Annotated in this window: 23 protein-coding genes and 1 pseudogene; 12 read left to right on the top strand and 12 right to left on the bottom strand. The window is 70.2% G+C overall.

All coding sequences use genetic code 11. The features are described from left to right. Positions 1-19 precede the first annotated feature (19 nt). Both ACZ4E1_RS15155 and ACZ4E1_RS15150 read left to right on the top strand, forming a co-directional pair. Positions 20-949, top strand: a complete 930-nt coding sequence (locus ACZ4E1_RS15155) for a hypothetical protein (protein ID WP_467539541.1) — start codon at positions 20-22, stop codon at positions 947-949. A gap of 56 nt (positions 950-1,005) precedes the next feature. Next, a complete protein-coding gene (locus tag ACZ4E1_RS15150) occupies positions 1,006-1,875 on the top strand; it encodes a 3-hydroxyacyl-CoA dehydrogenase family protein (protein WP_467539540.1) in 870 nt (289 codons plus the stop codon). Positions 1,876-2,058: 183 nt separating this feature from the next. Here the strand turns inward: ACZ4E1_RS15150 and ACZ4E1_RS15145 are convergent, their stop codons facing one another. Continuing rightward, positions 2,059-2,700 carry a beta/alpha barrel domain-containing protein gene (locus ACZ4E1_RS15145; protein ID WP_467539539.1) on the bottom strand — a complete coding sequence of 214 codons (642 nt, stop codon included), beginning with the start codon at positions 2,698-2,700 and terminating at the stop codon, positions 2,059-2,061. On the opposite strand from ACZ4E1_RS15145, the gene ACZ4E1_RS15140 reads away from it, so the two are divergent. Beyond that, a complete protein-coding gene (locus ACZ4E1_RS15140; RefSeq protein WP_467539538.1) occupies positions 2,585-2,893 on the top strand; it encodes a DUF1304 domain-containing protein in 309 nt (102 codons plus the stop codon). The two genes, ACZ4E1_RS15145 and ACZ4E1_RS15140, sit on opposite strands and share 116 nt — an antisense overlap. A 569-nt stretch (positions 2,894-3,462) precedes the next feature. Here ACZ4E1_RS15140 and ACZ4E1_RS15135 read toward each other — a convergent pair. After that, positions 3,463-4,095, bottom strand: a complete 633-nt coding sequence (locus tag ACZ4E1_RS15135) for a TetR/AcrR family transcriptional regulator (RefSeq protein WP_467539537.1) — start codon at positions 4,093-4,095, stop codon at positions 3,463-3,465. Positions 4,096-4,180: 85 nt separating this feature from the next. Between ACZ4E1_RS15135 and ACZ4E1_RS15130 the strand changes: the two genes are divergently transcribed. The 3 genes and pseudogenes from ACZ4E1_RS15130 to ACZ4E1_RS15120 form a co-directional block, all read left to right on the top strand. Further along, positions 4,181-5,080, top strand: coding sequence for an alpha/beta fold hydrolase (locus ACZ4E1_RS15130; RefSeq protein ID WP_467539536.1), 900 nt, complete (start codon positions 4,181-4,183; stop codon positions 5,078-5,080). Between the two features lie 511 nt (positions 5,081-5,591). After that, a complete protein-coding gene (locus tag ACZ4E1_RS15125; RefSeq protein WP_467539535.1) occupies positions 5,592-6,602 on the top strand; it encodes an aldo/keto reductase in 1,011 nt (336 codons plus the stop codon). An 8-nt stretch (positions 6,603-6,610) separates the two neighbouring features. Further along, positions 6,611-7,183: pseudogene (locus ACZ4E1_RS15120) on the top strand (SAM-dependent methyltransferase); the annotation flags it as partial. A gap of 421 nt (positions 7,184-7,604) precedes the next feature. Here ACZ4E1_RS15120 and ACZ4E1_RS15115 read toward each other — a convergent pair. Beyond that, complete coding sequence (locus ACZ4E1_RS15115; protein ID WP_467539534.1) at positions 7,605-9,077, bottom strand: carboxylesterase/lipase family protein; 1,473 nt, start codon at positions 9,075-9,077, stop codon at positions 7,605-7,607. A 262-nt stretch (positions 9,078-9,339) separates the two neighbouring features. Between ACZ4E1_RS15115 and ACZ4E1_RS15110 the strand changes: the two genes are divergently transcribed. Further along, positions 9,340-9,894 carry a PadR family transcriptional regulator gene (locus ACZ4E1_RS15110; protein ID WP_467539533.1) on the top strand — a complete coding sequence of 185 codons (555 nt, stop codon included), beginning with the start codon at positions 9,340-9,342 and terminating at the stop codon, positions 9,892-9,894. 101 nt (positions 9,895-9,995) lie between these two features. Here the strand turns inward: ACZ4E1_RS15110 and ACZ4E1_RS15105 are convergent, their stop codons facing one another. Then, on the bottom strand, positions 9,996-10,586 hold the full coding sequence (locus tag ACZ4E1_RS15105) for a hypothetical protein (RefSeq protein ID WP_467539532.1): 591 nt from the start codon (positions 10,584-10,586) through the stop codon (positions 9,996-9,998). A 272-nt stretch (positions 10,587-10,858) separates the two neighbouring features. Between ACZ4E1_RS15105 and ACZ4E1_RS15100 the strand changes: the two genes are divergently transcribed. Together ACZ4E1_RS15100 and ACZ4E1_RS15095 are read left to right on the top strand one after the other, a co-directional pair. Beyond that, the gene (locus ACZ4E1_RS15100) at positions 10,859-12,367 is read left to right on the top strand and encodes a serine/threonine-protein kinase (RefSeq protein WP_467539531.1); all 1,509 of its coding nucleotides are present in this window, start codon (positions 10,859-10,861) and stop codon (positions 12,365-12,367) included. Further along, positions 12,364-13,938 carry a serine/threonine-protein kinase gene (locus ACZ4E1_RS15095; RefSeq protein WP_467539529.1) on the top strand — a complete coding sequence of 525 codons (1,575 nt, stop codon included), beginning with the start codon at positions 12,364-12,366 and terminating at the stop codon, positions 13,936-13,938. Before ACZ4E1_RS15100 ends, ACZ4E1_RS15095 begins: the two co-directional genes overlap by 4 nt. Positions 13,939-14,006: 68 nt before the next feature. Here ACZ4E1_RS15095 and ACZ4E1_RS15090 read toward each other — a convergent pair whose 3' ends face one another. From ACZ4E1_RS15090 to ACZ4E1_RS15065, 6 genes are all read right to left on the bottom strand, one after another. Further along, on the bottom strand, positions 14,007-14,723 hold the full coding sequence (locus ACZ4E1_RS15090) for a response regulator (RefSeq protein ID WP_467539527.1): 717 nt from the start codon (positions 14,721-14,723) through the stop codon (positions 14,007-14,009). 8 nt (positions 14,724-14,731) lie between these two features. Beyond that, positions 14,732-15,919: a sensor histidine kinase gene (locus tag ACZ4E1_RS15085; RefSeq protein WP_467539525.1), complete on the bottom strand. Its 1,188-nt coding sequence runs from the start codon at positions 15,917-15,919 to the stop codon at positions 14,732-14,734. 80 nt (positions 15,920-15,999) lie between these two features. Next, positions 16,000-17,052 carry a DUF418 domain-containing protein gene (locus tag ACZ4E1_RS15080; protein ID WP_467539523.1) on the bottom strand — a complete coding sequence of 351 codons (1,053 nt, stop codon included), beginning with the start codon at positions 17,050-17,052 and terminating at the stop codon, positions 16,000-16,002. A gap of 188 nt (positions 17,053-17,240) precedes the next feature. Further along, the gene (locus ACZ4E1_RS15075; protein ID WP_467539521.1) at positions 17,241-17,900 is read right to left on the bottom strand and encodes a response regulator; all 660 of its coding nucleotides are present in this window, start codon (positions 17,898-17,900) and stop codon (positions 17,241-17,243) included. Between the two features lie 36 nt (positions 17,901-17,936). Next, positions 17,937-18,230, bottom strand: coding sequence for an ATP-binding protein (locus tag ACZ4E1_RS15070; RefSeq protein ID WP_467539519.1), 294 nt, complete (start codon positions 18,228-18,230; stop codon positions 17,937-17,939). Further along, positions 18,115-19,077: a sensor histidine kinase gene (locus ACZ4E1_RS15065; protein ID WP_467539517.1), complete on the bottom strand. Its 963-nt coding sequence runs from the start codon at positions 19,075-19,077 to the stop codon at positions 18,115-18,117. The genes ACZ4E1_RS15070 and ACZ4E1_RS15065 overlap by 116 nt, the downstream gene beginning before the upstream one ends. Before the next feature lie 374 nt (positions 19,078-19,451). On the opposite strand from ACZ4E1_RS15065, the gene ACZ4E1_RS15060 reads away from it, so the two are divergent. After that, positions 19,452-19,613 carry a hypothetical protein gene (locus tag ACZ4E1_RS15060; protein WP_467539515.1) on the top strand — a complete coding sequence of 54 codons (162 nt, stop codon included), beginning with the start codon at positions 19,452-19,454 and terminating at the stop codon, positions 19,611-19,613. A gap of 334 nt (positions 19,614-19,947) precedes the next feature. Beyond that, positions 19,948-21,312: a serine/threonine-protein kinase gene (locus tag ACZ4E1_RS15055; RefSeq protein ID WP_467539513.1), complete on the top strand. Its 1,365-nt coding sequence runs from the start codon at positions 19,948-19,950 to the stop codon at positions 21,310-21,312. Positions 21,313-21,447: 135 nt separating this feature from the next. On the opposite strand, the gene ACZ4E1_RS15050 is transcribed toward ACZ4E1_RS15055, so the two are convergent. Beyond that, positions 21,448-23,706: an ATP-binding protein gene (locus tag ACZ4E1_RS15050; RefSeq protein WP_467539510.1), complete on the bottom strand. Its 2,259-nt coding sequence runs from the start codon at positions 23,704-23,706 to the stop codon at positions 21,448-21,450. Between the two features lie 180 nt (positions 23,707-23,886). Here ACZ4E1_RS15050 and ACZ4E1_RS15045 point away from each other — a divergent pair, with 180 nt between their 5' ends. Continuing rightward, complete coding sequence (locus ACZ4E1_RS15045; RefSeq protein ID WP_467539508.1) at positions 23,887-25,047, top strand: RICIN domain-containing protein; 1,161 nt, start codon at positions 23,887-23,889, stop codon at positions 25,045-25,047. Positions 25,048-25,317: 270 nt separating this feature from the next. Here the strand turns inward: ACZ4E1_RS15045 and ACZ4E1_RS15040 are convergent, their stop codons facing one another. Beyond that, a complete protein-coding gene (locus ACZ4E1_RS15040) occupies positions 25,318-26,157 on the bottom strand; it encodes a dienelactone hydrolase family protein (protein WP_467539506.1) in 840 nt (279 codons plus the stop codon). Between the last annotated feature and the right edge of the window lie 89 nt (positions 26,158-26,246).

The following is a 26,246-nucleotide window of genomic DNA, read 5'->3' as shown; positions in this document are numbered from 1 at the left end:
CGCGACAAGGACGATGACCATGGCGAAAGAACTGTTCGCACTGCAGGTCCTGCCGGGGAAGATACTGCGGATCAGTCTTCCGGACGGGCAAGTGGACACATTCCTCGAGGACACCGGCCCCGCGCCGGACGGCATCGTCGTGGACTCGGCCACCGCCTTCTGGACGACGATGGGCGCACCCGTGTCCGATCCCGAGACCCCTGGTGAAGCGGGACAGAACTTCTCCCGGCCCAACGGCGGCGTCCACGCCGTGAGCCTGTCCGGCGGACCGCCGCGGGACGTGGTGCCGCTCGCGGCCGTAACCACGGGCAAACAGCTGACCTCCGACGGCGCCGGCGCCCTGTACTGGAGCGACCGCGAAGGACATCGCGTCAGCCGCGTGCGCGTCGACGGCACCGGCCTGACCCATCTCGTGGTCAACCCTCCGGAGGAGGGGATCATGGGCGAGTGCGTCGGCGTGGCGGTCGATCCCGCCCACGGTCATCTGTACTGGTCGCAGAAGGGCCCGGCGAAGGGCGGCAGGGGCCGCATCCTGCGGGCCGGCCTGGAGATCCCCACCGGGCAGACCGCCGCCGACCGGACGGACGTCGAAGTGCTCTGGAGCGACCTGCCCGAGCCCATCGATCTGCACCTGGAGGGCGACTGGCTGTACTGGACCGACCGAGGCGCCCCGCCCGCCGGGAACACACTCAACCGCGCGCCTCTGCCGCTCGCCGGAAAGGCTGGGCAGCCCCCCGAGGTACTGGCCGACGGCTTCGAGGAGGCGATCGGCCTCGCCGTCGACGCCGAGGCGGGCATCGCGTACGTCTCCGACCTCCGCGGCCACATTCGTGCCGTTCCTCTGCCCGACGGCCCGGCCGCCGGGCAGGAACCGCGCGAAATCGTCCACCGGCCGTACCCCCTCACGGGGCTGTGCCTGGTGGAACACCAGGCACAGCCCACCGGCTGAGGAACGGCCCCTCCCCACCACATTCTCCGTCCGTTCGAGAGAGCACAGGATCAGACATGAACTTCACCCTCCCCCAGGACCTCCAGAACCGGCCGGTCGCTGTCGTGGGCGCCGGCACACTCGGCCGTCGCATCGCCCTCATGTTCGCCACCCGCGGCGGCCTGGTGCGGATCTACGACCCGTCCCGGGCATCGAGCGAGGCGGCACGTTCCTACGTCGAGGAGCACGTGTCCGAGATCGCGGCGGGCCTCGACGGCGGCAAGCCGGGTCGTGTCGAGCTCACCGACGACCTCACCGCTGCGGTGCTGGACGCCTGGCTGGTCGTTGAGGCGGTACCCGAGCGTCTCGATCTCAAGAAGAAGATCTTCGGGGAGCTGGACCGGGCGGCCCGCCCCGACACCATTCTGGCCAGCAACTCCTCCTCGTACGCCACCAGCGAGTTCATCGACGAGGTCGAACACCCGGAGCGCGTGCTGAACATGCACTTCTACATGCCGCCGCAGCAGAACGCCGTCGACCTCATGTCCGACGGGCACACCGACCCCGGGATCATCGGCCTGCTCCAGCAGGAGCTCCCCCGCTTCGGCGTCTTCCCGTTCGTGGCGCACAAGGAGTCCACCGGCTTCATCTTCAACCGCGTCTGGGCCGCCATCAAGCGCGAAGCACTCGAGGTCGTCGCCGAAGGCGTCTCCACACCGGAGGACGTGGACGAAATGTGGAAGATCAACATGGGGCTCGCCGCCGGCCCCTTCCGGATGATGGACCAGGTCGGCCTCGACGTCGTTCTGGACATCGAGAACCACTACGCGAAGGAACGCCCGTACCTGCCCTCCGGGCCCCGGGAGTTGCTGCAGAAGTACGTCGACGCCGGGCACCTCGGCGTCAAGTCGGGGCAAGGGTTCTACACCTACGACTCCGGGCACTGACGGCCGCCTTTTCCCGGCGGCCGCGCGAGTGCGGGAGTTGACCGCCGTGCAGTGCGACGAACGGGCTGAGCGGTGCCCTCGACGCTCGGATCCCCCTCTCTCGGCCTTGCCTCCCGCGCCACTCGGCCGGCATCTGCCCCACCAGCAGGAGGATGATGTCTGCGCGTCGAACCGCGGTCCGGGCTACAGACCGACCACTGGTGCCAGTTGGGATCGGAGAGTGCCGGCGTGGGGCTGGAGGGAGCCGTCGAAGGCGGCGGATCCGATGGTGAAGGCGTCGGCTCCGGCCTGTTCGAGTGCCTGTATCTGGTCGGTGCCGGTGATGGAGCCGGCGATGACCAGGCGGCCGGTGGTGGCGGCGCGGGCGGCGCGGACCAGGTCGAGTGGGTCGGCGTCGGTGGCGCGGTATGCGAGGAGGTCGACGCCCGCGCAGCCGGCTGCTTCCGCGCGTCGGCAGTCGTCGGCGATGCGGTCCGGGGCGTCGGCGAGGCGGTTGGGGTGCCCGAGGGGTTGGCCGGCGAAGGGCAGGTAGCCGATGGACGTGCCGTGCAGGAGGTCGAGGGTGTCGTCGATCCAGGTGCCGCCCATCAGCCAGTCGACGCCGAGTTCGGTGGCCGTGCGTACGGAGGCGAGCGCCTGGTCGCGGTGGGTGCTGACGACTTCGAGGTAGGTGGTGGCACCCATGTCCTTGATGCGGGTGTGGAGTTGGGTGAGGGTGCCGGGGTCGGTGCCGACGTCTTTGAAGCCGATGTGGGTGATGCCGAGGTCCTCGATGGTGTCGAGGACGTCGAGGCAGTCGGTGACGGTGCGGTCGGGGCTGTACAACGGCTTCCTCGCCGCCGGGCTCGTGTGGGGCGCGGTGGCGTCCGACCCCGTGGGCTTCCAGGCGAAGGTGTTCTTCCTGGTGTGCGTTGCCGTGGCCGGTGCGTACGGTGCCGCGACGGCGAGCCGGAAGATCCTCTTCCTACAGACCGTTCCAGCCCTGATCGGCCTGGCACTGGTGCTTGCCGCCCGCTGAGAGGACTCACTGCCGCCGGCGTTGACGACCTTGGTCAGGTCTTTGTTCCTGTCCCAGGTGAGGGTCTGGGTGTCTCCGTTCAGGACGCGGGCCGTGGTTGCTCTCCGCCTCGCGGTTACCGGTCGCGTCGAAGGTTTCCTCCACTACGACCAAGCCCTCGCCAGGGCCGGCCGATCGGCGGCGGCGCCATCGAGGGAGCAGCCCGGCACCTGGTCGCGGACAGACTCGCGATCACCGGCAGCCGCTGGAGCGTCCCTGGCGCCGAAGCCCTCCTTCGACTCCGCGCGATCATCAGCAACGGCGACTTCGCTGCGTACTGGCGCTACCACACACACGAAGACCACGCGCCTGCATCCCCGCCCTGAACAGGCCAATTATCGTCTGACTGCCCGAGTGATCTCACTGTGGGAGAGCCACACCCAAGTTCATTCGTTCTCAGTCACGGTCTGGCGGGCAGCGCGGCGGTGCGCAGATGGACGGCCATGCCGTCGGCGCGGGATCCACGCTCAGTCTGGCCATCGACGGCCAGGCCACGGCATAAGGGTGCGTCTGCCCTGATCCGGACCCGATCACCGGCGAAGGTCTCCACCATGCAGGGCCCCGTGCTGCGCACTATCCGCCGGTCTCAGCGCCCGCGCGAGCGCGTCGACGGTCACGCCGACGATCGCCCGGAGTTGCTCCGGGCTCGACCCGGCCCTGCCCATCACCGCGAGCGACTGGTTCACGGCCGCCACGTGTACGGCGAAGTCCTCGGCGCTCTCGTCGGACATGCCGCCTGCCTTCAGCGCGGTGCGCAGGCGCGGGCGCTGCCGGCCGAACAGCTCCTTGACATGCTCGGCGACCCTCGGGCTCAGCGCCGGGCTCGCCATGACCGACTGGGCCATCAGGCATCCGTCGGGCACGGCGGGGTCGGCGATGCGCCCCAAGGTGACATCGAAGAATGCGCGGACGGCGGAAACGGGGTCCTCCGCCGCGCACGAGAGGGCGGCGTCGAACTTGTCGCCGTAGCGCGTGGCGTACCGATCCAGGCAGCGAAGGAAGAGTGCGTCCTTGTCGCCGAGCGAGGAATAGATCGAGCTGCGGTTCAGGCCGGTCGCCCGGGACAGGTCGTCGAGCGAGGTGTCGGCGTAACCGGAGCGCCAGAACTGGATCATCGCGGCGTCGAGCACCGTGTCCATGTCGAACTGTTTCTTGCCTGCCATACAGCCCATTCTCTCATCTTGGACTGATCAGTCCAAGACGTGTTAGCGTCGCATCACGGTCCACCCGCCTCGATGGAGGATTTCGATGACCAACCCCGTCCCCGCCCTGCCCCTGCACGACCTGGCCGGATTCACACACCGCTGGGTCGACGCCGACGGCGTCCGCCTGCACGCAGTCGAAGGGGGTCGGCCGGACGGACCGGCCGTCGTCCTGCTGACCGGATTCCCGCAGACGTGGTGGGCCTGGCGAAAGGTCATGCCTGCTCTCGCCGAACGATTCCGGGTCATAGCGATCGACCGGCCGGGTCAAGGCAATTCCGAGCATCCGGAACTCAGCTACGACACGCACACGGTTGCCGCGCACATCCAGGCCGCCGTGAACGCTCTCGGCGTGCGGGACTACTGGCTCGCCGGGCACGACATCGGCGCCTGGGTCGCCTTCTCCCTCGCCCTGAAGTGCGAGAGCCGACTGCACGGGGTCGCGCTGCTCGACGCCGGGATTCCAGGCATCACCATGCCGGAAGCAATCCCTCTCGCCCCGGCTCTGGCGTTCAAGACCTGGCACTTCGCGTTCCACGTGGTGCCCGACCTTCCCGAGACACTGATAGCCGGCCGCGAGCGGGAGTACGTCAGCTGGTTCCTGCAAACCAAGTCCCTCGCTCCCGACGCGTTCGAGGAGTCAGAACTCGACCACTACGGCGCGGCCCTCGCCGTCGATGGCGGCCTGCGCGCCGGCCTCGCCTACTACCGCGACGCCGCCGAGTCCGCGCGCAAGAACCACGAGGCGCTCGAGCAACGGCGACTGACCGTGCCCGTCCTCGGGATCTCCAGCAGCCACGGCTCGATCCCGGACATGGCGGCTTCCATCAGCCCATGGGTCGAGAACGTGACCGGGGTCATCGTGCCCGATGCCGGTCACTACATCCCCGACGAACAGCCAGAGGCCGTCGCCGCCGCCCTCACTGACTTTTTCAGCGGTCGTTAGTGCTCCAGGAGTTGTTCGGCCGATCATGTCGTTGAGTAGGGTGTTGCTGCTCTTGAAGGGGGCAGTTGCCGATGGGCGTAGCTCCTCTCAAGTCTTCACCGCACTCGACGAGCAGACCGCCGTGGCCGCGGGCACGGACGCGGTCACGGCCGCGCTGATCGTCCCCAGCCTCGCCGCCTACACCGGCCTCGGTCCGCGGCGAACAGCAGTCCAGGCGCGGGAACAAGCAGCTCAAACGGCCCTTCTTCCTCTCCGCGTCCGCCGCTCTGGCCGACCCCGCCTCACGCACCTACTACGACAAGAAGATCGATCATGGGGCACCCCCGGCAGCAGTGCCGGGTTCAACCCACAGGGGATCTCTCAGCGATCGAGCGATGAACGGTCGTGGCGGCGGACCCACGAGGGCGGTTCGCCGTCGGGGGGCATACAGGGCGCACATGCCTCACGCCTCCGAATCCCGGACCAAGACGTGTTTGCGTTAGAGCGCACTCCAACTCCTAGGTTCCGAAGCATGCGATACATCAAACTCGGGAGAACCGGGCTGGAAGTCTCCGCCATCGCCCTCGGCTGCATGAGCTTCGGCGAGCCGGACCGCGGCGGCGAGTCCTGGTCACTGGGCGCGGACGCCAGCCGGGCCATCATCAAGCAGGCCATCGAGAGCGGCGTCAACTTCCTCGACACGGCCAACGGGTACAGCGCCGGAAGCAGCGAGGAGATCGTCGGCCAGGCGGTCAAGGACTTCACCCGGCGCGAGGAGGTCGTTCTCTCCACCAAGGTCTGGATGCGGATGCGCCCCGGACCGAACGGCGCCGGGCTGTCCCGCAAGGCGATCTTCGCCGAGCTCGACGCCTCCCTGAAGCGACTGGGGACGGACTACATCGACCTGTACCAGATCCACCGCTGGGACTACGACACCCCGATCGAGGAAACCCTCGAGGCGCTGCACGACGCGGTCAAGTCCGGGAAGGTCCGCTACATCGGTGCCTCTTCCATGTACGCCTGGCAGTTCGCCAAGGCCCTGTACCTGGCTGACCTGAACGGCTGGACCCGGTTCGTGTCGATGCAGGACCACTACAACCTCATCCATCGGGAAGCAGAGCGGGAGATGCTCCCGCTCTGCGCCGACCAGGGCGTCGGCGTGATCCCGTGGAGCCCGCTGGCACGGGGCAGGCTGACGCGGGCTCGGGACGCCGCCACGGCGCGTGCCGAGACCGACGAGGGCGGCAAGATCCTGTACCGCGACGGGGACCAGGAAGTGGCTGAGCGTGTCCACGAGATCGCGGCCAAGCGGGGTCTGTCGCCTGCCCAGGTCGCCCTGGCCTGGGTCATGCGCAACCCGGCGGTAACCTCTCCCATCGTCGGGGTCACCAAGCCGGCCCAGCTGGCTGACGCGGTCGCCGCGGTGGACGTCGAACTCGACGAGGACGAGGCCGCTTACCTGGAGGAGTCGTACCAGCCGCACGCCACCGCCTACCTGGAGGAGTCCTTCTACAAGTCGCGCCCTGTGGCGGGCTCCCGATAGGCCGGGCTGACGCCGGCTGCGGGCGCGGCGGGTCCCTGGTGATGGCGCACCAGCGCTTCGGCTGCAAGGTCGAGGGCGTCACGCTGTCGGCCAAGCAGGCCGACTTCGCCAACCAGCGCGCCCAGGAGCTCCGCATCCAGGACCACGTGCGCGCCCGCGTCTGCAACATGCTCGACATGCCGTTCGAGACCGGGCAGGCCGCTGCTTCCTGGAACAACGAGTCGAGCATGTACGTCGACCTCCAGGACCTCATGGCGGAGCACTCCCGCGTCCTCGAGGTCGGTGGCCGCTACGTGACCATCACGGGCTGCTGGAACCCCCGGTACGGGCAGCCTTCGAAGTGGGTCTCGCAGATCAACGCGCACTTCGAGTGCAACATCCACTCGCGCCGGGAGTACCTGCGCGCGATGGCCGACAACCGCCTGGTGCCGCAGGCCGTCATCGACCTCACCCCGGCCACCCTGCCCTACTGGGAGCTGCGGGCGACGTCCTCGCTCGTCACGGGGATCGAGGACGCGTTCATCAACTCGTACAAGGACGGCTCCTTCCAGTACGTCCTGATCGCCGCCGACCGGGTCTGACCCGCGGCCAAGGGCCGAGGCAGGGGCCCCAACAGGCGCCTGAGCAGGCATTAAGCCTGCCAGGCGCCTTTCCCCTGGGTCCCGCAACATCGGCGGCCGGTCTCATCGCCGGAGAGGGGACCGGCGGCAGCGGTGGCCCAGCGAGAACCCGGTGACGGCGATGACCGTCCCGGTGACCAGCGGCGGAAACAGATGGAGACAGCGTCCGAACCTCGGCGCGACGGCATGCTCGACAACAGCCATCGTTCCTCCTCACAGCTCGGCGGAAGACGGCTGGTCAGCGCCCGGGCGAGCCCCGCACCCGGACACACACCGGCCGTTGCAGCCATGACCGGTGTGCAGGTGACGGTGGGAAGACGGTGTTCCGGCGGCGTTGCGCTCAGGAAAAGCAGGTGGTCGAAATCCGACCGCTGACGCCCTCCTAGAGGGCCGAGTCCCACAGATCGCAGTGGTGGGCCGCGTGCAGCCCTGATGTGACGGCGTTGCCGCCCGCGGCCGAGGTCCGCAACTGCAGCACGGTCCCGCTCTCCTGGCGCGGCATCGCGGGCTGAGCGGCCGAGCGCGGCGCCGATCCGTGCACGAACGATCCCCAGTACTGCGTCATCTGGTCGGCCAGCGCCCGCTGTTCGGCGGTGAGGCGCGGCGCGATGCCGTAGGGCTTGAAGAGGTAGTTCAGCTCGGCGGCGTGCGTGGCGCCGAAGTCGAAGTCGGCGTTCTGCGGGAGCGAGGCGAACAGTGGCGAGGTGCGGTCGGCGAACTCATACGTGTACACGGGCCCCCGCGCGGCGAGCCCCTGGTCCACGCGCAGCGCCGGGCAGGCGAAGAGCCGGTCCCCGAAGGCGGCTGCATAGGCGTATCCGGGACGCTCGTACGACGACAGGGGGTACCTCGCCAGCGCCTCGGTCCCGGTCCTGGCTCCGAACGCCGAGGTCAGCGCCTCGGCGTAGCCGTCCGCGGTCAGGGGGGTGCCCCACCGGTCGAATGAGTCGTAGGCGAAGACGAGGCCCTCGTTGCTGTTGGCCCCGTTCATGACCGGCACCGGGGCCGCCCGCCCCGACGCGAACGCCTCGGTGGGCTGCTGCGGCAGCGACGCTCCGCCGACGGTGTACGTCCAGTCGGCGGCGCCGGTGCCCTTCTGGGCGTCGAGGATCTCCTTGGTGGACTTGCCGCGAAGACACGTGGCGGCCGAGGCGGGCTGCGCGCAACCGAGCTTCGCCGCGAAGGCGAGCCCTGCCTTCTCGGCCTCCTCACGGGTTCGGCCGACGCAGTCGCCGTACGTCCCGCTCTGGATGACGGCCGCCCGGTACATGCCCTGGCTGCCGGGCGAGGCGAGCTGAGCGCACACGGCGCCGCCGCCGGCGGACTCGCCGGCGAGTGTCACCCGGTGCCGGTCGCCGCCGAAGCGGCCGATGTTGGCCTGCACCCAGCGCAGCGCCTGCTGCTGGTCCAGCAGGGCGAAGTTGCCCGTGGTGCCGGGCAGGGTGAGGAAACCGGCCGCGCCCAGGCGGTAGTTGAGCGAGACCACGACGGTGTTCGTGGCCCGCGCGAACGTGTCGGGCACGATGTCCCGTGCGGCACCGCCGATGTTCGCGCCGCCGTGGATCCACACCATGACCGGCAGCTTGCCCCGACGGGATGCTGCGGGCGGGGTGTAGATGTTGACGTCGAGACAGTCCTCGGCGGTCTGCTGCTTCTCGTGGCCGGGCGACCAGTAGGTGTTCTGGGCGCAGTCGTTCCCGTACGAGGTGGCGTCCTTCACCCCGGACCACCGTGCCGCGGGCCGTGGCGCGCGCCACCGCAGGTCACCGCTCGGGGCTTGGGCGTAGGGGATGCCGAGAAACTGCCGCCCCTCGGCGGTCCGCTCGCCGCGGACCCAGCCGTCGGTCGTACGCACGAGTGGGGCACCGGCCCCGGACGGTGCCGCTGCCATTGCCGGGAGCGGGGAGAGCACCACGGCAGCGACGGCGAGCGGCGCCAGGACGCGCCGTACAGGACGCACCAGTCTTACGGGGACAATCATGGGGGACTCCTGGTGACAGGGAGAGCCGGAAGGAAACCGCGCGAGGCGAGCATAGGTGACTAGTGACATAGGTGACTAGTGGCATGCCCTGGTAGACCGGGAAGCGGCAGGCGGATCGAGTAGAGGTGGGACAGCAATGAAGTTCGAGCACGTGCTGCTGGGATTCGTGGCGATGCGACCGTGCACGGGCTACGACCTGAAGCGGTGGCTGGACAGCGAGATGGGCCGGATGACCCGACTGCCGCGGCAGCAGAGCCAGATCTACCGGACGCTGGCCCGGATGACCGCCGACGGCTGGGTCACCTACACCGTGGAACGCAACGAGGGCCGCCCCGACGCGAAGATCTACACCGTCACACCCGAAGGACAGCAGGTCCTGCGGGACCGCCTCGCAGAGCCCTACACGCCCGCGGCCGACTTCGGCGACCCCGAGTTCCTGATGCGCTACCTGTTCGCGATCTTCCTCGACCGCGCGCAGCACATCGAGCTCATCCGTACCGAACTCGCTGCCCGCGCGGCCCAGATGGAGCGCTTCCGCAGCCGCGAGATCCGGGACGAGCCCTGGGTGCCCGGCGTCGACCGGCAGCGCGTGACGCGCATCCTCGACCACGTCCACGACTACAAAGAACAGACGCTGCGCGCGCACGTGGAGTGGCTGGAGCGGATGCTCGCCGAACTGACCTCGTCCTGACCTCCCTCCGTCCGGCAGGCTCGCTGCGGCGCGCAGGTGTCCAGGAAAGCACCCGCCTCAGGCATGCGCCGCCGCGCCGCCGAGCCCAGGCGCGGACCCCCTCACGCGGCCCGGCGGGCGCCTGCCGTCGCGGCGGCCAGGAAGAGCACCGCCAGCAAGGCGAACGGCCACGGCGATGACTCGCCGTTCACATCCGGGGCCGCTCGCCGCGCGGAATCGAAGGTCACCCGAATCGTCGCGCCCTTGGCGCCGAGGCGCTCGCGCTTCGTCAGCGAATCCGGGTAGCCGCCCGGACACCGCAGCGCGTGATGGTAGACGGTGATCTCCACGTCACCGTCGCCGAATCCCTTCTGCTGCTCTTCGGTGACCTTGCCGATGACGCAGGTGACAGCCTTGTCCCGGGAAGCCGATTGGTCCGCGACGGCCACGCACAGCAGCAGGGCCGCGGCCAGCGCGAGCGCCCCGAAACAACCCGTGGCGCCGCCCACGAGGCGGAGGTAGACCACCAGAGCACCACCCAGCAGAAGCGCCCCGCCGGCCACGGCGACCGCACCGGGCGGCGCGGAGAGGCCCGACAGGCTCCCGAACGACCAGGCCGCCCAGCCGTACAACAGCACGGCCGCCAGTGCGGGCACGGCCAGGGCGCCCACCCGCTTCGCCGGCGACGCAGCCCCGCCCTCGGCGTCTCCCACTGGCTCCACTCCCGGCATGGATACCACCCCCACCCCATGGACGCCCGTTCCAGGGCTGCGGTTTCCCCAACCGGGCACGGCACCTGAGAGCGCTTCTGGTTCAGAGGTGAGCTGCCCGGGCCACACGGTGGGCCGATCACCTCTGGCATCGAGCCCGCCGGCAACAGGCGGCAGGCTAAGATCGCGTCGCAGTTCAGGAAAGCTGCCCGGGGGGAGACAGCAGAATGCAGCCGGTTGGACCTGATGACCCGTCACATCTCGGCCCGTTCAGGATGGTTGCCGTGCTCGGGCAGGGTGGCATGGGCCGCGTTCTGCTCGGAGCGGCAGCGGACGGGCGGCTCGTGGCCGTCAAACGTGTCCATGCCGACCTCGCCGACGACGAGGGCTTCCGCGCCCGGTTCCGGCGTGAGGTCGACGCCTCCCGGCGCGTCTCGGGGGCCTACACAGCGCCGGTCATCGATGCCGACCCGGACGCCCCCACCCCCTGGCTGGCCTCCCAGTTCCTGCCCGGGCCCACCCTGAACGAGGCACTCGAGACGGTCGGCGTGCTGTCCGAGGAGACCGTGCGCCGGATCGCCGCAGGACTCGCCCGTGCCCTCACCGATGTCCACCGGGCCGGGCTCGTCCACCGGGACCTCAAACCCTCGAACGTCCTCCTGACGGAGGACGGCGTCCGCGTGATCGACTTCGGTATCGCGCGGGCGACCGAGCACGCGACGCGGATCACGCACACCGGAGGCCTCGTCGGCTCCCCCGCGTTCATGGCTCCCGAGCAGGTCGAGGGCCGCGCCCCAGGGCCCGCCGCCGATGTGTTCGCGCTCGGCGCCACCCTGGCGGTGGCATGTACGGGCAGGCCGCCTTTCGACGGTGGTTCGGTACCCGCGGTACTGCACGCCGTCGTCCACGAGGAGCCCGATCTGTCAGCCGTACCGGCGGGACTGCGCGGCCTGATCGGAGCCTGCCTGTCCAAGGACCCGGCCCTACGTCCCTCCCCACAGGGCGTTGCCACGTTCCTCGGCGCCGTTCCCGCCGTCGCGCGGCCCTGGCCGGAGGCGGTGCACGCCCGGATCGCGGCCCAGCAGGCCGCGGTCGAACCACTCGTGCGGAACGCGCCGCCCTCCGCCGCCCCGCCCGTGCACGACCCCGCTCCCTCTCCCCGGCGTCGACGTCGGCTCATCTCGGCAGGCATCGCCGCCGGAGTCCTCGTCACCGCCGCAGCGGTCGGCGTGGCGACCGGCTGGGCCGCCGACGCCTACTATCTGGTCGTTCCGGAATCCGTCCCCACGCCGGGGGACACGCCGCTCAGCCAGGTCACCGACCGCTTTACGGGGGCATTGCCCGCATGTAAGCGCGTGACCCCGCAGGTGAAGCCACCGCGGGGGTTCACCGTGGCACCTGTCCAGGATTCCCCGAACCGCGTCAGGCCGTACGACAACGGACGGCGGGACCAGGCGTGCCACTGGCGCACGCGCTCCGGCGACAGCATCTCCGTCACGTGGGACCAGTTCGACAGCGCCGACGGCCGGACCGGCGCCGAGCGGGCCAAGGAGCGGCTCGAGGCTTTCTACCAGCGCGGCGTCGCCCGGCGCGATCTCGATCCGGGCTTCGCCGAGGAAACGCTCAGACTCCAGCAGAAAGACGCGTCCTGCGTGCTGTACAGCCGTGATGTGAACCTCGTCTCCGTTGTCGTGGTGGAAGGTCCGGCCTACCGCACGGGCCGCTGCGACAGCATCGTCACCGACATGACCCGGCAGACCATGACGGCGGTGAAGTCCAGGTGACCCGCCCGCTGGGCCCCGGCGACCCGTATCGGGCCGGCCCCTTCCGGCTCCTTGCCGAGCTCGGGCGGGGCGGAATGGGGCGCGTCTTCCTCGGTGTCGCACCGGACGGGCGCTTGGCGGCCGTCAAGCAGGTGCACGCGCGTTTCGCCGCCGACGCGGGCTTTCGTGACCGGTTCCGACGCGAGGTCCAGGCATCGAGGCAGGTCTCGGGGGCATGCACGGCGGCGGTCCTGGACGCCGACACCGAGGCGACCACCCCGTGGCTCGCCTCGGTGTTCGTGACCGGTCCCTCGCTCGGCGCGGCCGTGCGCCGCTCGGGCACGCTCTCCGTCGACAGCGCGCGGCGGCTGGCCATCGGCCTGGCGACCGCGCTGGACGAGATCCACCGGGTCGGGCTGATCCACCGCGACCTGAAGCCGGAGAACGTGTTGCTGTCGCAGGACGGCGTGCGGGTCATCGACCTCGGCATCGCGCGCGCCGTCGAAGGCGGCGCGCGCACCGAGCTGACCGGAACCGGACTGATCGTCGGCTCCCCCGCCTTCATGTCGCCCGAGCAGGCAGAGGGCAGAGAACTCACGCCGGCGAGCGACGTGTTCTCACTCGGCGCGGTCCTGGTCCTGGCCACCACGGGTACGAGCCCGTTCGCCGGCCCTTCGCCGCTCCAGGAGCTCTACGCCGTCGTGCACACCGAACCCGCGCTCGACGCCGTGCCGGACTCGCTGCGGCCGCTGGTCGCCGCCTGCCTGGCCAAGGACCCGGCCACCCGCCCCTCCCCCGCACAGATCCTCGCGACCCTGCCCCCCGCCACACCGTCCGCCCGGCCCTGGCCACCCGCCGTTCACGCTGCCATCGACGAACAGCGCACGGCGGTCGAAAAGCTCCTGGCCACCGGACCCGACCCCGAGCTGACGGTGAACCTGCCGCCGCCGGGCGCCGCCACCGCTGTCGTCACCCAACTGTCGTCCCCCGCCCGCCCCGTCACCCGCTCCACCCCTCGTCGGCCCTTGAGGTGGGTCGCGGCCGCGACAGCGCTGTGCCTGGTGGGCGCGGGCACCTGGTGGTACCTGCGGGACGACGGCGCATCTGCGGGACCGGCGGACCGCTACCTGGTGATGCCGACGTGTGCCGAGGCAGCCACGAAACTCCCCCTGCCGGAGCGGCGCAAGGACATGGACAACACCAGCGACACCGCCTCGTCAGCTGAGACACGCTGCTACTGGTACGACAGGAACGAGAACCTGCAAGGCGGCTGGGATCCCGCCTCCTACGCCGACGTCCGCTGGTACCTGCGCCGCTCGATGGGCTCCCAGAACGGCACAGAGGTGCTGCGCGAAGAATTCGCCGACGCCGCCGAGGGGGAACGTCGCGCGACCGGTTCGGCCTTCGCCGACGAAGCCACGTGGGAGTCATCGCCCGGCGCCGAGAGAACGTGCGCCCTGTCGGTCCGCACCGGGAACCTGCTCTTCCAGGTCAGCCTCGGAGGCTCCCGGCACCCGGAGACGACGTGCGAGGACCGAGCGATCGAGATCGCGAAGACGGCCGTAGAACTGGTTCCCGCGGCGCAGCCGTGAGGCCTCGGCCGTCCCCCGACAGCCAGAGAACCAGAGAAGAGGACGATCGGGGGCAGCGTGCCTGGGTGTCAGGCGGGCAGGCTTCCCCGGTCGCGTACGGTGCCGGTGTCCCAGGCCCAGGCGGCGATCTCCACGCGGTTGCGGACACCGAGCTTGTCCTTGATGTTGGCCAAGTGGGTCTTGACGGTGCCCAGGGACAGGTACAGCCCGTCGCAGATCTCCTGGTTGGTGCGGCCGACCGCCAGCAGGCGTACGACGTCGAGTTCCCGTTCGGACAGCGGGCTGGGGGCGGTGGCGATCGGCTGCTGTCGCGCGATGTGCTCGAGCAGCCGGACGGTGACGGCGGGCGAGACCAGAGCGTCGCCGCGGGCCGCGGAGCGCACGGCCTCGATCAGCAGGTTGGAGGCGGCGTCCTTGAGGAGGAAGCCGCAGGCGCCGTTGCGCAGAGCGGTGTAGGCGTAGTCGTCCTGGTCGAAGGTGGTCACCACGACGACGCGCAGCGGGTCGGTGACGCCCGGCCCGGCCAGGGTCCGGGTGACCTCCAGACCGTCCAGTCGGGGCATGCGAATGTCGACGAGGCACACGTCCGGGCGCAGCCGGCGGGCGAGTTCGACGCAGTCGGCGCCGTCCGCGGCCTCGCCGATGACCTCCAGGTCGGGCTGGGTGCCCAGGATCAGCCGAAAGCCGGTGCGGACCATCTCCTGGTCGTCCGCGATCAACACCCGTGTCCGGGCCGCACCGCTCGGTCCGCCGGCTGTGACGCTCGCCCCGTTCGTGCCACTCATGCGGGGGATCATGCCACAGCGTCCAGGACCGGGAAGGTGGCGGTCACGCACCATCCGCCGTCCGGAGTCCGGCCGCTGGTGAGGGCTCCTTCCACGGCCTCCACCCGCTCGCGCAGTCCGACCAGCCCGAAGCCGCCCCGGCCGCCCGTGGGGAGGGTGGGGCGTGCCGTCGGGGCCGTGTTGGGCACCTCCACCCGCAGCAGGTCTCGGCCCGTGCACCGGTCGAGGTCTATGCGGACGGCCACGTCCGCTCCGGGGGCATGGCGGCGTACGTTGGTGAGCGCCTCCTGCACCACACGGTGGACGGAGGTCTCCACCTCGGGAGCGAGCCGAACCGCGCGCACCAGGTCCGTGACGTCCAGCCGCGCCTGGGTTCCGTTCTCGGAGAAGGCCGAGACCAGACGGTCGAGTTCGGTGAGCATCTCCGCCGGGCGGGCACCGTGGTGGTCTTCCTCGCGCAGTACCCGCACCAGTCGGCGCATGGAGTCCAGGGTCTCGGACCCGGCTCGCGAAATGCCCTCCAGCAGTGGCTTGATCTGCTCCGGTGAGGTCTCGTGGATCATCAGCGCGGCGTTGGCGTGCACGATGATCCCGGTGACGTGGTGAGCGACGAAGTCGTGCAGGTCGCGGGCGAGTTCCGTGCGCTCGTTCTGGCGTACGGCGTCCATGGCCCGGACCCGGCGCGCGTCCAGCAGGCGCAGGTAGCAGCCCAGGCCCACGGCCCCGCCCACGGCGAAGGTCAGGAGGAAGGAGAACGTGACAACGTCGTAGTCCGTGCCCACGCGCAGTGGTAGGGAGATCACCGCGAGACCCAGCGCGGCCGGCAGCACCACGGCGGCGGCCGGCCCCCGCATCCGGCGCGTGGTGCGCGCGAGCAGGCCCAGCAGCGCCACTGTCTCCAGCAGCCCCCAGGTCTGTTCCACCGGAGCAAGGCGCAGGTGCACCACGGTAAGCACCAGCGACCCCACGGCCGCGGCGCCGGCCCGGATCCCGAGGCCCGGGCGCCGGTCGGGCAGGAACAGCGCCAGAGCGGTGAGCGTGCCGAAGGACAACAGGAACAGCCAACTCGGCCAGGCCATGTCCGGGGTGTTACTCAAGGCCACGAGGTCGAACAGCCACAGCAGGGCCAGTCCGGCGGTGAGCAGGCAGGTCAGCAGCCGCCGGACGGCCGGGGAGAGGTGAGTGTCGGGGTCCACATCCTGCAGCCTAGAGAGCTACGGCCGAGATGGGGTCCGCCTGGGGGCCGATCTCGGCTGCTCCGCGGCTACCGTCGCCGTCAGCGGACAAGTGGCATGACCTTCCACCACGTGACGCAGCGAAGGACCCATTCCAGCGGCCCGTAGCGGAAACGGCTCAGCCACCAGCGGCTGAGGACGGTCTGGACCGCGAGGATCGTCACCGCCAGCAGCATGGCCCTGCCCCAGTGCGCGGAGTCCGCCAGGCCGAGTGCCGGGGTCGCGGCGACGACGGCGAGCGTGGCCGTGAGGTAGTTCGTCAGCGCCATCCTGCCGAGTGGTTCGAGCAGCGCCGACAGCGGGCGGCCCAACGGGGTGCTCTGCAAGACCAGCACGAGGGCCGTGGAGTAGGCGAGGGCGCCGAGGAGCCCCGCTCCGGCAGCGACACGGGTGGCGTACGGCCCGGCCAGCGGATAGCTGTGCTGCCACCACAGCGCGGCGGCCGCCGCTGGGACCGCGAGGGCCAGGACGACAGCCAGTTGGCCGGTGCGGCGGTCCAGAGTGCGGGCGATCCCGAGGCGCGCGAGTGCGAGGCCCAGCAGGAACAGGCCGGGGATGCTGGCCAGGCCACCGCCGACCAGGGTGACCGACGCAACGGTTCCCAGCAGTCCGCCGGTCAGCACGAGCCAGGTCGGCAGCCAGGAGGCGGGGAGCAGGACGACGAGTCCGACGATCGCGTACGGCAGCAGCGCCTCACCGGGGTGGAGGAACTGGTGAGCCACGCCGAGCAGGCCGAGGGCGATCAGACGGCGCACCAGGAGGAGCCGGGGACGCGCCGATCGCTGGGCGGCGCTGTCCAGGAACACCGCGAAACTGAGGCCGAAGAGGAAGGAGAAGACCGGGAAGAAGCGATGCTGGACGAACAGCTCCAGGAGCTCTGGCACGGCGTACCACCGCGGAGGTCCTGACGGTGCCGAGGACACCACGTCCATCGGCGTGATCTGGTTGATGTTCACCAGGAGGATGCCGCACAGGGCGAAGCCCCGCAGCGCGTCGAGCACGGTGATGCGGCGGACGTCGCCGGCCTGCTGGGGGCCGCTGTCTCGCGGAGCCGCTGGGCACTCGGCGGCGGGGCGGATGATGTTCATGGACATGGCACGACGATGCAGCACCCGTACGTCGTTCTGGATCGGCCTCCGGGCCGGATCCGCCGGGACCACATCGGCCTGTGGGCCGATGGCCGCGCTTCGCCCGATGACCCACCTGGCCGCCTCGACCGCCGTTCCTCGTCGCCGGCGCCCTACTCTCCGATCGTGACGCTCGCCGCGCTGCCCGTGCCTGTCTAACCGGGCGAGACGAGACCGGTCTCATAGGCGACGACGACAGCCTGCGCGCGGCTACTCAACTGGAGCTTGGACATGACGCGGTTGAGGTGGGTCTTGACGGTGGCGATGCTGACGACGAGGCGTTGCGCGATCTGTTCGTTGGTCAGGCCCCGTCCGACCAGCCTCAGGACATCGGTCTCCCGTTCGGTGATGTCCGCGAGGGAGACAGGCTGCTCGTCAACCGCCCCGGGGCGATGGGCGAAGGCTTCCACCAGGCGGCGGGTGACCGTGGGGGCGAAGAGCATCTCGCCCTCGGCGATCAGACCGACCGCTGCCAGGAGCCTCTCGGGTGGGGTGTCTTTGAGCAGGAAGCCGCTGGCACCGGCCCGGAGGGCCGCGTACACGTATTCGTCCAGGTCGAAGACGGTCAGCATGACGACCTTCGGCTGCGGCTCGGGCGCCTCGCGAAGGATGGTTTCCAGGGCGGCGATACCGCTCATGCCGGGCAGGCGGATGTCCATGAGGATGACGTCCGGGCGCAGCCGAGCAGCGAGTTCGACTGCTTCTTCGCCGGTGGATGCCTGGCCGGCGACTTCGAATCCGGGTGCGGCGGTGGCCAGGGCTGCCAGCCCGGCCCGGATGAGGACCTGGTCGTCCACGATCAGCAGCCGTGTCATCGCTGCCGTCTCCCCCCATGTGTGCGGGGGCAGGTGTCATGCGCCCCCGGCTGTGTCGATCGGGGCCAGCGGAATGGTGAAAACGACCTCGAACCCTCCCTCGGCTCGAGGACCGGCCCGCAGCAGCCCGCCGTAGAGTTTCGCCCGTTCACGCATACCGAGCAAGCCGAGCCCGGTCGAGGGCAACACGGTCACTGCGGCGTCGCCCCCCTGATCACATATCTCTCCGATCAGGCGGCCGGCCTCGAATTCCAGGCGGACCGTGACACGCGCGCCGCGTCCCGCGTGCTTGACCGTGTTGGTCAGCGCCTCTTGGACGATGCGGTACACACCCGCGTCGAGGCCCGACGGCAGCGGTCGCTGATGCCCGGAAACCGACCAGTCGACGTCGAGGCCGGTCCTGCGGGTCCGTTCCACCAGTTCCCCCCAGAGCGGCCAGACCGGGCACGGAGCGATACAGGCCGTCCGGGTCGGTGGTGTCCGTTCCGGTACGCAGGACGCCGAGCAGGCCGCGCATTTCCTCCAGTGCCTGCCTGCTGCTGGTGCCGACGGATGCCACTGCCTGCCGGGCGGCCGCAGGGTCGGAGGCGAACACGAATTCCGCCAGTCCCGCCTGAACGGCGAGCGCGGAGAGGTGATGAGCGACGACATCGTGGAGCTCGCGGGCGATGCGCAGGCGTTCTTCCATGGTGGCGTGCCTGGCGCGCAGCTCCTGTTCGCGGCGTAGTTGTTCGGTCAGCTGGGCGAGTTGGGCGTTGCGCTGGGCCAGGCGGCGGCTCCCGGTGGCCCACAACCACACCACCCCGACACCGATCACGGCCTGTCCCACCGCCAGTTCGGCCGACAGACGGGCTTCGAGGCCACTGGCCACCCATGCCACCGCGGTCGCGGCCGTCGCCCCCACGGCCCGGCGTACCGGGTGGCGGACGATGACCGTGTGGCAGGCGAACAGCGGCGCCCACAGGTTCGTCGACGGCTGGAAACCGGCGGCGGTGTAGGCCACGAGCGCCCCGCAGGAGACGGTGAATGCAGTCCCTGGGGCCAGGTGCCGCGCCGCCAGGGAGAGGTTGGCAGCCAGGCTGAGCGCGATGGCCGTGAAGCCGAAGGGGGGCCAGCCTTCGGCGTGGTACCGGGCTGTGTAGCCCTGTCGTGCGTAGACGATCGTCAGGGTCGTCATGACACACGCCAAAGCAGCGTCGATCACGAGCGGACTGACCCGCATCCGCCGTCTGCCTCCATGCATTCCCGCAGCGTAGAGGCGCGACATCACGGCGTCGTCCACCCTCGGGTTGAGCCCGATCCGCTCCGGGCGCAGGGGCGAAAGCCCTGTCCGGCGCCCGTCGGAGCCTGCCCGTTGGCGGACGGCCCGGCCGGCACGGCCGGCGTGCCTACAGCGTAGGTATGAGGCCGGCGGCGGTCCTGCCGTTCCGGTTGCAGGAACGAGCCCCAACCCTGGTTGGACGACGTCGCACCCAGGTGGCTTCTAGCCTCGGCAGGACCGGCCGAACGCCGGTGGGTGTCGGCACGATCCCGTTGGAGGGAGCACGAGTCATGGACCTTCTCATCGTGCTGCTGTTCTTCCTCCCGGTCCTCGCCTTCGGCGCGCTGATCGTGGTGGTGGCCGTGCTGTTGTGGAGGTCGGGCCACCGGGGCGGGGGTGGGCACGGGCCCGGTGGCGGCTTCACGGGCGGCGGCGGTTCCGCAATGTTCTGACCGGCCCCGGCAGATGGCGGCCACTCCTTCAGCGGTGAACAGACCAGATACGACGATGGGAGCACAGTGAGCAGCCGCGACAAGAGCGAAGAGCCCACGAGTTACGGGCTTCAACCACCGGCGGTGGCGCCCTTGCCCGCTGTCCGCGTCCCCGGCCCGAAGGAGAGCGGGCGGCCCGTCCATGAGCTCGCGCACGCGCCGGCCGAGACGGCGGCTTCTCCACAGGCGGGTGCGGGCCGGCTCATCGGCGGCCGCTATCGGCTGCTGGAACGTCTCGGAGCCGGGGGGCATGGGAACGGTATGGCGGGCCCGGGACGAGGTCGTCGACCGGGATGTGGCGATCAAGGAGCCTCAGCTTCCGGAGAATCTCGGTGCCGCCGAGCGCCGGACGGCCTTTCTCCGGATCGAGCGCGAGGCACGCGCTGCGGCGCGGATCGACCACCCGTCGGTCGTGACCATCTACGACGTCGTCAGTGAGGACGGGCGCCCCTGGATCGTGATGGAGCTGCTGCGCGGCAAGTCCCTGTCCGAGCTCCTCGATGAAGGGACCCTGCCGCCTGCGGAGGCCGCCCGCATCGGGTTGGCTGTCCTCGGTGCCCTTCACGCCGCGCACGAGGCGGGTGGGCTCCATCGCGACGTCAAGCCGGGCAACGTGATGGTCGGCCGGCACGAGCGGGTGGTCCTCACCGATTTCGGCATCGCCCAGGTGGAAGGGGAGCAGAAGCTCACCGAGACCGGTGCCTTCATCGGCTCCCCCGAATACATCGCTCCCGAACGCGTCCTGGGCCGCAGACCCGGCCCCGAGTCCGACCTGTGGTCGCTCGGCGTCATGCTCTACCAGGCCGTCGAAGGGGTGTCTCCGTTCCGCCGCCAGACCACCCCCTCCACGCTCCAGGCCATTCTCCTGTCCGAGCTGCCCCCGCCGCAGAACGCCGGAGAACTCACCCCTCTGATCACTGGCCTGCTGCGCAAGGAGCCGGAAGAACGGCTGACCGCGCCCACTGCCCAGCCACTGTTGCGCACCCTCACCCTGCCCACACCACCCACGCCCGCACCGCCGACGCGGCTGCTCGGCGAAGCCACCGGGCCCGCCGCCCCCGCCAGACAGCCACTCTGGCGCGCTCGCTCTCGCCTGTTCATCGCCGCGGCGGCAGCCGTCCTCGTGCTGTGCGCCACCCTCGTGTGGGCGAACCAGGACGACATCCCGGACGGCTGGACGTCGTACGACGAATACCGGATGAACCTGAGCGTGGCCGCTCCCTCGGACTGGGCCATAACCACCGAGGACGACCTGGCCAATGACAGCGGACCCTACCGAGGCACCCGCTACACCTCACCCAAGAAGGACACGTCCCTGCTGATCGACCGTAAGGAGACTGTCACCGAGACGCCACGCGCCATCGCCGAGCGCTGGAAGCAGGAGAGCGAGGCGGCGATCCCGCCCACCGGCGGCTCGAAGAGCGTCGCCACCGTGGAGTCGACCAGCCAACAAGGCCGCGACGCAGCCATCATCACCGAGACCTACAGCGAAAACAGCGAAGGAACCCCCAGGCGCCTCAGCAAGATCCTCATCGTCACGACCTCACGCCAGGAACGCATCACCGTGGAAGTGGACCTTCCGGCCGGGAAGACCGCGAAAAAGACAGCCGACGACCTGCTGTCCAAGGCGCGCGCAACCCTCCCGATCCGCAAGCTGTGAACTTCCCCCGCCCCCAGGCCACGATCAGCACAGCGGCCGGATTGACACCGGAATGTCTCGCTTGCCGCGAGCCGTGCGGTGACGAAGGCAGGGTTGAGGCTCCGTGGTGACCGGGGGCTCCTGTCGACCGACGGTTCACGCACGCGCAAGTTCCGCCTCGGCCTCCGCCTGGCGCGGGTGACTTTGCTGAGTGAGCCCATGGTGGGCGGCTTCCAGTGTCGTGCGTGCCTCGGCGATGCGGCCGAGCCGGCGGAGTGCGATGGCCAGGTCCAGACGCGCCGGCTCGCTCCATGCGGCCATGCCGGCGGCCTCGAAGCCGTCGAGGGCCTGGCGCAGCAGCGGCTCGGCCTGCTCCCAGCGCTCCAGAGCGCAGTAGTCGCACCCGAGGTGATACAGCGTGTGCACCCGGTACAGCGCGAGGAGGTCCGTGGACTGGCCGGGGATCCCGGTGCGGCACAGTCGCTCGCTCTGCCGGTGGATCGTCAGCGCCTCCTCCGGCCGGCCCATGGAACGCAGATGCGCTCCCCACGCGTTGAGCGTCGTCAGCTCCGCCAGCCGGCTCTGCGGCGTGGCGCTCGCTCGATGGCAGGCTGCGGACTCCTTCAACCATGCCAGTGCCTCCTCGGCTCGTCCGAGGCGGTGCAGGGCTCCCGCCCCGTAGCCGTGGGCCCAGCCGGCCTGGAGGAGGTCCCCGGCCTCACGGGCGGCGGCCAGCGCCTGGCGGGCCGCGTCGAGGCCGGCCGGGTAGTCGTGGACGCACAGGTTGTAGGCCCAGGCCAGATAGTTGAGGTGCACGGCCTCGTCGCGGCGGCTGCCCAGCGCCCGTGCGGCGGCCATCGAGCAGCGGAAGACCTGCGCCCACTGCTCCCAGTGCTGGGTTCGGTCGGAGAACCAGTGCATGGCCTGCGCCGTGTCCAGCACCTCTTGATGGTGTCCGTCCGCGAGGGCCTGCCGCAAGGCACCCAGCCACTGGGCTCGCTCCGCCTCGAGCCAGCCGCGCGCCTCCTCGGCGCCGTCCGGCGCCGTAGGAGGATGCGGGTCGCCATGGGGAGAACGTTCGGCGTCGAAGTGGAGTGCAGCCGCGCGGGCACGCGCCAGTGTCCACAGAGCCGCTCGCTGCCGGACGCGCACCAGGTCCGCGGGGTCGTCCTCGGTCAACTGCTCGGCGGCGAAGAGCCGCAGCAGGTCGTGGAAACGGTAGCGCTCAGTGGCGGGATCGGGCTGCAGCAGATTGCGATCGGTGAGGTCCTGGGTGAGCAGCCGTGCCTGTCTCAGGGTGCTTCCTGACAGCAGCGCCGCGGTCTGCGGGGAGAAGTCCGTGCCGTCGGCCAGGGTGGCGCGCCGCAGCAACCGCCGCGCGGAGGGCTCAAGTTGCTGGTACGACAGGGCGAAGGCGGCCCGGATCCGGAGGTCTCCGGCTTGGAGTGTGTCCAGTCGGCTTTCCTCGTCGGCGAGTTGGGCCACTAGCTTCTCGAGTCGCTCGGCGGGCCGGGCGGCCAGCCGTTGCGCGGCGATGCGCACCGCGAGGGGAAGGTGTCCGCACAGGTCGCCGAGGTCGCGCGCCGCCTGCGGTTCCGCCGCGATTCGGTCGGCACCGACGACTTGGCTGAGCAGCGCGACGGACTCCTCGCGGCGCAGCACTTCGAGGGTGATCCGATCTGCACTCTCGAGGCCGGTGAGCGCGTAGCGACTCGTCACCAGGGTCAGTGCCGGCCCGTAGACGGGGAGCAGCGGCCTGACCTGTTCCTCGTCGGCGGCATTGTCCAGGACGATCAGCACCTGCCGTTTCTCGACGACGGACTGGAACAGGGTGGCGCGGCTCTCGGTGTCCTGCGGAACACCGGACTCTGCGACACCGAACGCCCTCAGCAGCCGCCCCAGAGTCTCGTGCGGCTGGGCCGGCTCAGCCTGCGTGCCGTGCAGGTCGATGGCGAACTGCCCGTGTGGAAAGCCATCGGCGAGGGTGTGCGCCGCCCGTATCGCGAAGGCCGTCTTGCCCAGCCCCGGCTGCCCGGTGACCAGCACCACCGCCGGGTGCGCCGGATCGGCCACCTCCGTCAACGTGCGCAGCCGCGCCAGATCTGCCTCACGGGCGGTGAAGTCCCGTAGGTCGCGCGGCAGCCGGAGCGGGGTCGGTGCCGCGGTCACCGACCGGGGGCGGGGGCGCCCGAGAGCGGCGGCCCGCTCCAGCGCCTCGGCCTCTGCGTCGTCGGCCGCCAGCGCCGCTGTCAGCGCGGCGACGGTGTGCCGCTGGGGGCCCCGGGTGCGGCCGCGCTCCAGGTCGGCCAGCGCCCGCACACTCACCCCCGCCCGGTGGGCGAGTCCCTCCTGGCTGAGACCGGCACGTGTGCGCAGGCCATGCAGCAGCGCTCCGAAGCCTGCAGGGGTGTTCATCGTGCGCTCTCCGGTGCTGGGTGCGGGAACAGGACCGCAGGCGTTGCGGAACCGGTGGAAGCCCTTCTCTCGTGGTCCGGCAGAAGTATGCAGGACGTAATTCCGCCGGTGCGACTGCCTCGTTCTGGCCTCAGTCCGGTGATCGACTGCTCGCACCCGTCCTCACTCCTGGAGCTGATCATGCTGGGAAGAACCGCCCGTGCGGCGCTGGTCGCCGTGTTCGCCCTCCTGCCTGTCCTCGGAGCGGCCTCCCCCGCGTCCTCGTACCAGCTGCCCGACATCGGGACTCCTGCCTCGGGCGAGGGAGACCAGGTGCACCAGGACTGCGATGCCGCGAGCATCGTGGCCCCCGGGGGCGGCGGAATCGGATCCGGGCTCATCTCGTGCATCCTCGCCTCCCAGGAGGACGAGGCGCTGACCAAGGCGACGCGCGGCCAATTCGTCCAGGCGCTGCTCACGATGATCGACGGCGAGGTCGGCAACTGGTACAACGTCATGATCTTCGACGTCGCGGGCGACAACGTCTTCGGTAATCCCTGGTTCACGCACAAGTACGCCCAGAACTTCCAGGACGTCGCTTTCCAGATGGACGTCCGCTGGGACGACCCGACGTCGCTGGAGGACCAGACCTTCCGGATCTGGATCTTCTCCGGTGGCGGCACCTTCGAGAACCCCGGGGACGGCGGCTGGATCAACTGGGGCTTCTCCGGCAACTACACGCGCGCGACCCGCACCGGTACGATCGCGAGCTCGACCGGGCAGTCGCAGTACGTGGACTTCTCCCCGACGTACGTTCCCGGCGTTCCCAGTGGCGAGACCCAGGTGCCGAAACGCTCGCCGCAGGTCCCCGTCGGCCCGGACGTACCGCGGCTCGACCCCACCGGCGAATGGTCGCCGATCCAGCCCGTGTCTCCCGACACCACCACGGCCTCGACGGACACCTCGGCGACGGCACCACCGACGATCGTGCCCGTCTACGTGCGCACAGCGCACGGCCTCGGAGCGGTGCCGACGGCCGGCAAGAGTGACGCGAAGGTGGTGGCCGGCAAGTTCGGCACCCCGGGCGCCCTGTGGTCGGTGACGCCGCTGTCCAACGGCCGCTACCGGATCGACAACGGTCTCGGCCTCTCGCTGACGGAGAACACGACGACCTGGCTCGCCAACCTGCGGCCCTGGAAGGCGAGTTCGACCCAGCAGTGGCAGATCGTCCCCGCCGGATCGGGAATGTTCCAGATCCGGACCTCCAGCGACGACTGCCTCACGTTCGACGAGGACTACAAGCCCCTGGGAGTCTGGACCTGTGACGGCTCGCCGGCCCAGCAGTTCGCCATCACCCAGTAGAGACCCAGGCTGCGACCCGGTGCGTCACCGCCCGTCTGGAGCGCCGACAACACGGAGGGCGATGGCCGGTCACCGGGTCCGGCGCGTCCTGGCGACCAAGCGCCCGATGACCGAATGTGCCTGGTGACAGGTCGACCAGATCTCCGGTCCTCTGGTTCAGCCGCCTGCTGCTGCGAAGCGCACAAGCAGGGCCGAGCTGGTGTAGTTGCCAGAGGAGCGGCGAGACAGACAGCCGCAACCAGGGCACCGTGATGGAACACCGGCGCGCCATCAAGTCCCGGCGGGCGTGCCGTCGGCGGCGAGGAGGCGTTGGCGGAAATGATCGAGAACCTGGTCGAGTGCGCGACGGGTGGGTTGACCCGGTTCGTCGATGAGGTGCTCGGTGAGGACGGAGTGCGGAGGGATGAGGCCGTCCGGGTTCGCCGCGCTGTCGTCGAGTTCGACCGCGATGAACGAGTCGCCGAGCTTTTCACGCAGGAAGGCGAACCGGGCGTCGGGGACGAGCCTGTCACCGCGAAAGCGCGTGCCGAGGACGGTCAGGCCGGACGCGCAGCGTTGCTGGACCGTGCGCATGTCGTCCGGGGATATGTCGATCGAGCGACGGTTGCGGCCGGTGACGGCCAGTGGAAGCGACGGCTGACACAACACCGGTGCGAGGAGGCGGTCGTCCGTGGCCATGGCCAAGGCGAAGCCGCCGGTCAAGCACATGCCGACGGCTCCCACGCCCGGTCCGCCACACCGCTCGTGCTCGCGCGCAGCCAGGGCACGCAGCCAGGTGACGACAGGGGAGCTCCGGCCGGCGGCCAGGGTGGTGAATTCGCGGCTGACACAGATCTGGACGGCGACTCGCAGACCGGTCCAGGCGGCGCCTGTCCAGCCGTGCGCCTGCGGGTCCGGGCCGCGTCCGGCGACACCGAACAGGTGGGGCATCACGACAGTGCAGCCGATATCCCGGACCCGGCGGGCGAACTGGACGACCTTCGGAGTGATTCCCGGGATCTCCGCCATGACGATCACGGCCGGTCCCGTCCCCGAGCGCAGCACAGTGTGGGTGCGATCCCCGTACGTGAACGGCTCGCGTTGGAAATCTGTCAGAGCGTCATCGAGCATGTGTCCTCCTGGCCCGGGGGGCGGACCCATAGCCCCGGCATCTGAGCGCAGCACGGAATGATCACATCAACCAAGTCATGTTACCCAGA

It is taken from the genome of Streptomyces sp. NPDC025806 (assembly GCF_055558275.1).
This window is presented reverse-complemented; position numbering and strand designations above follow the sequence as displayed.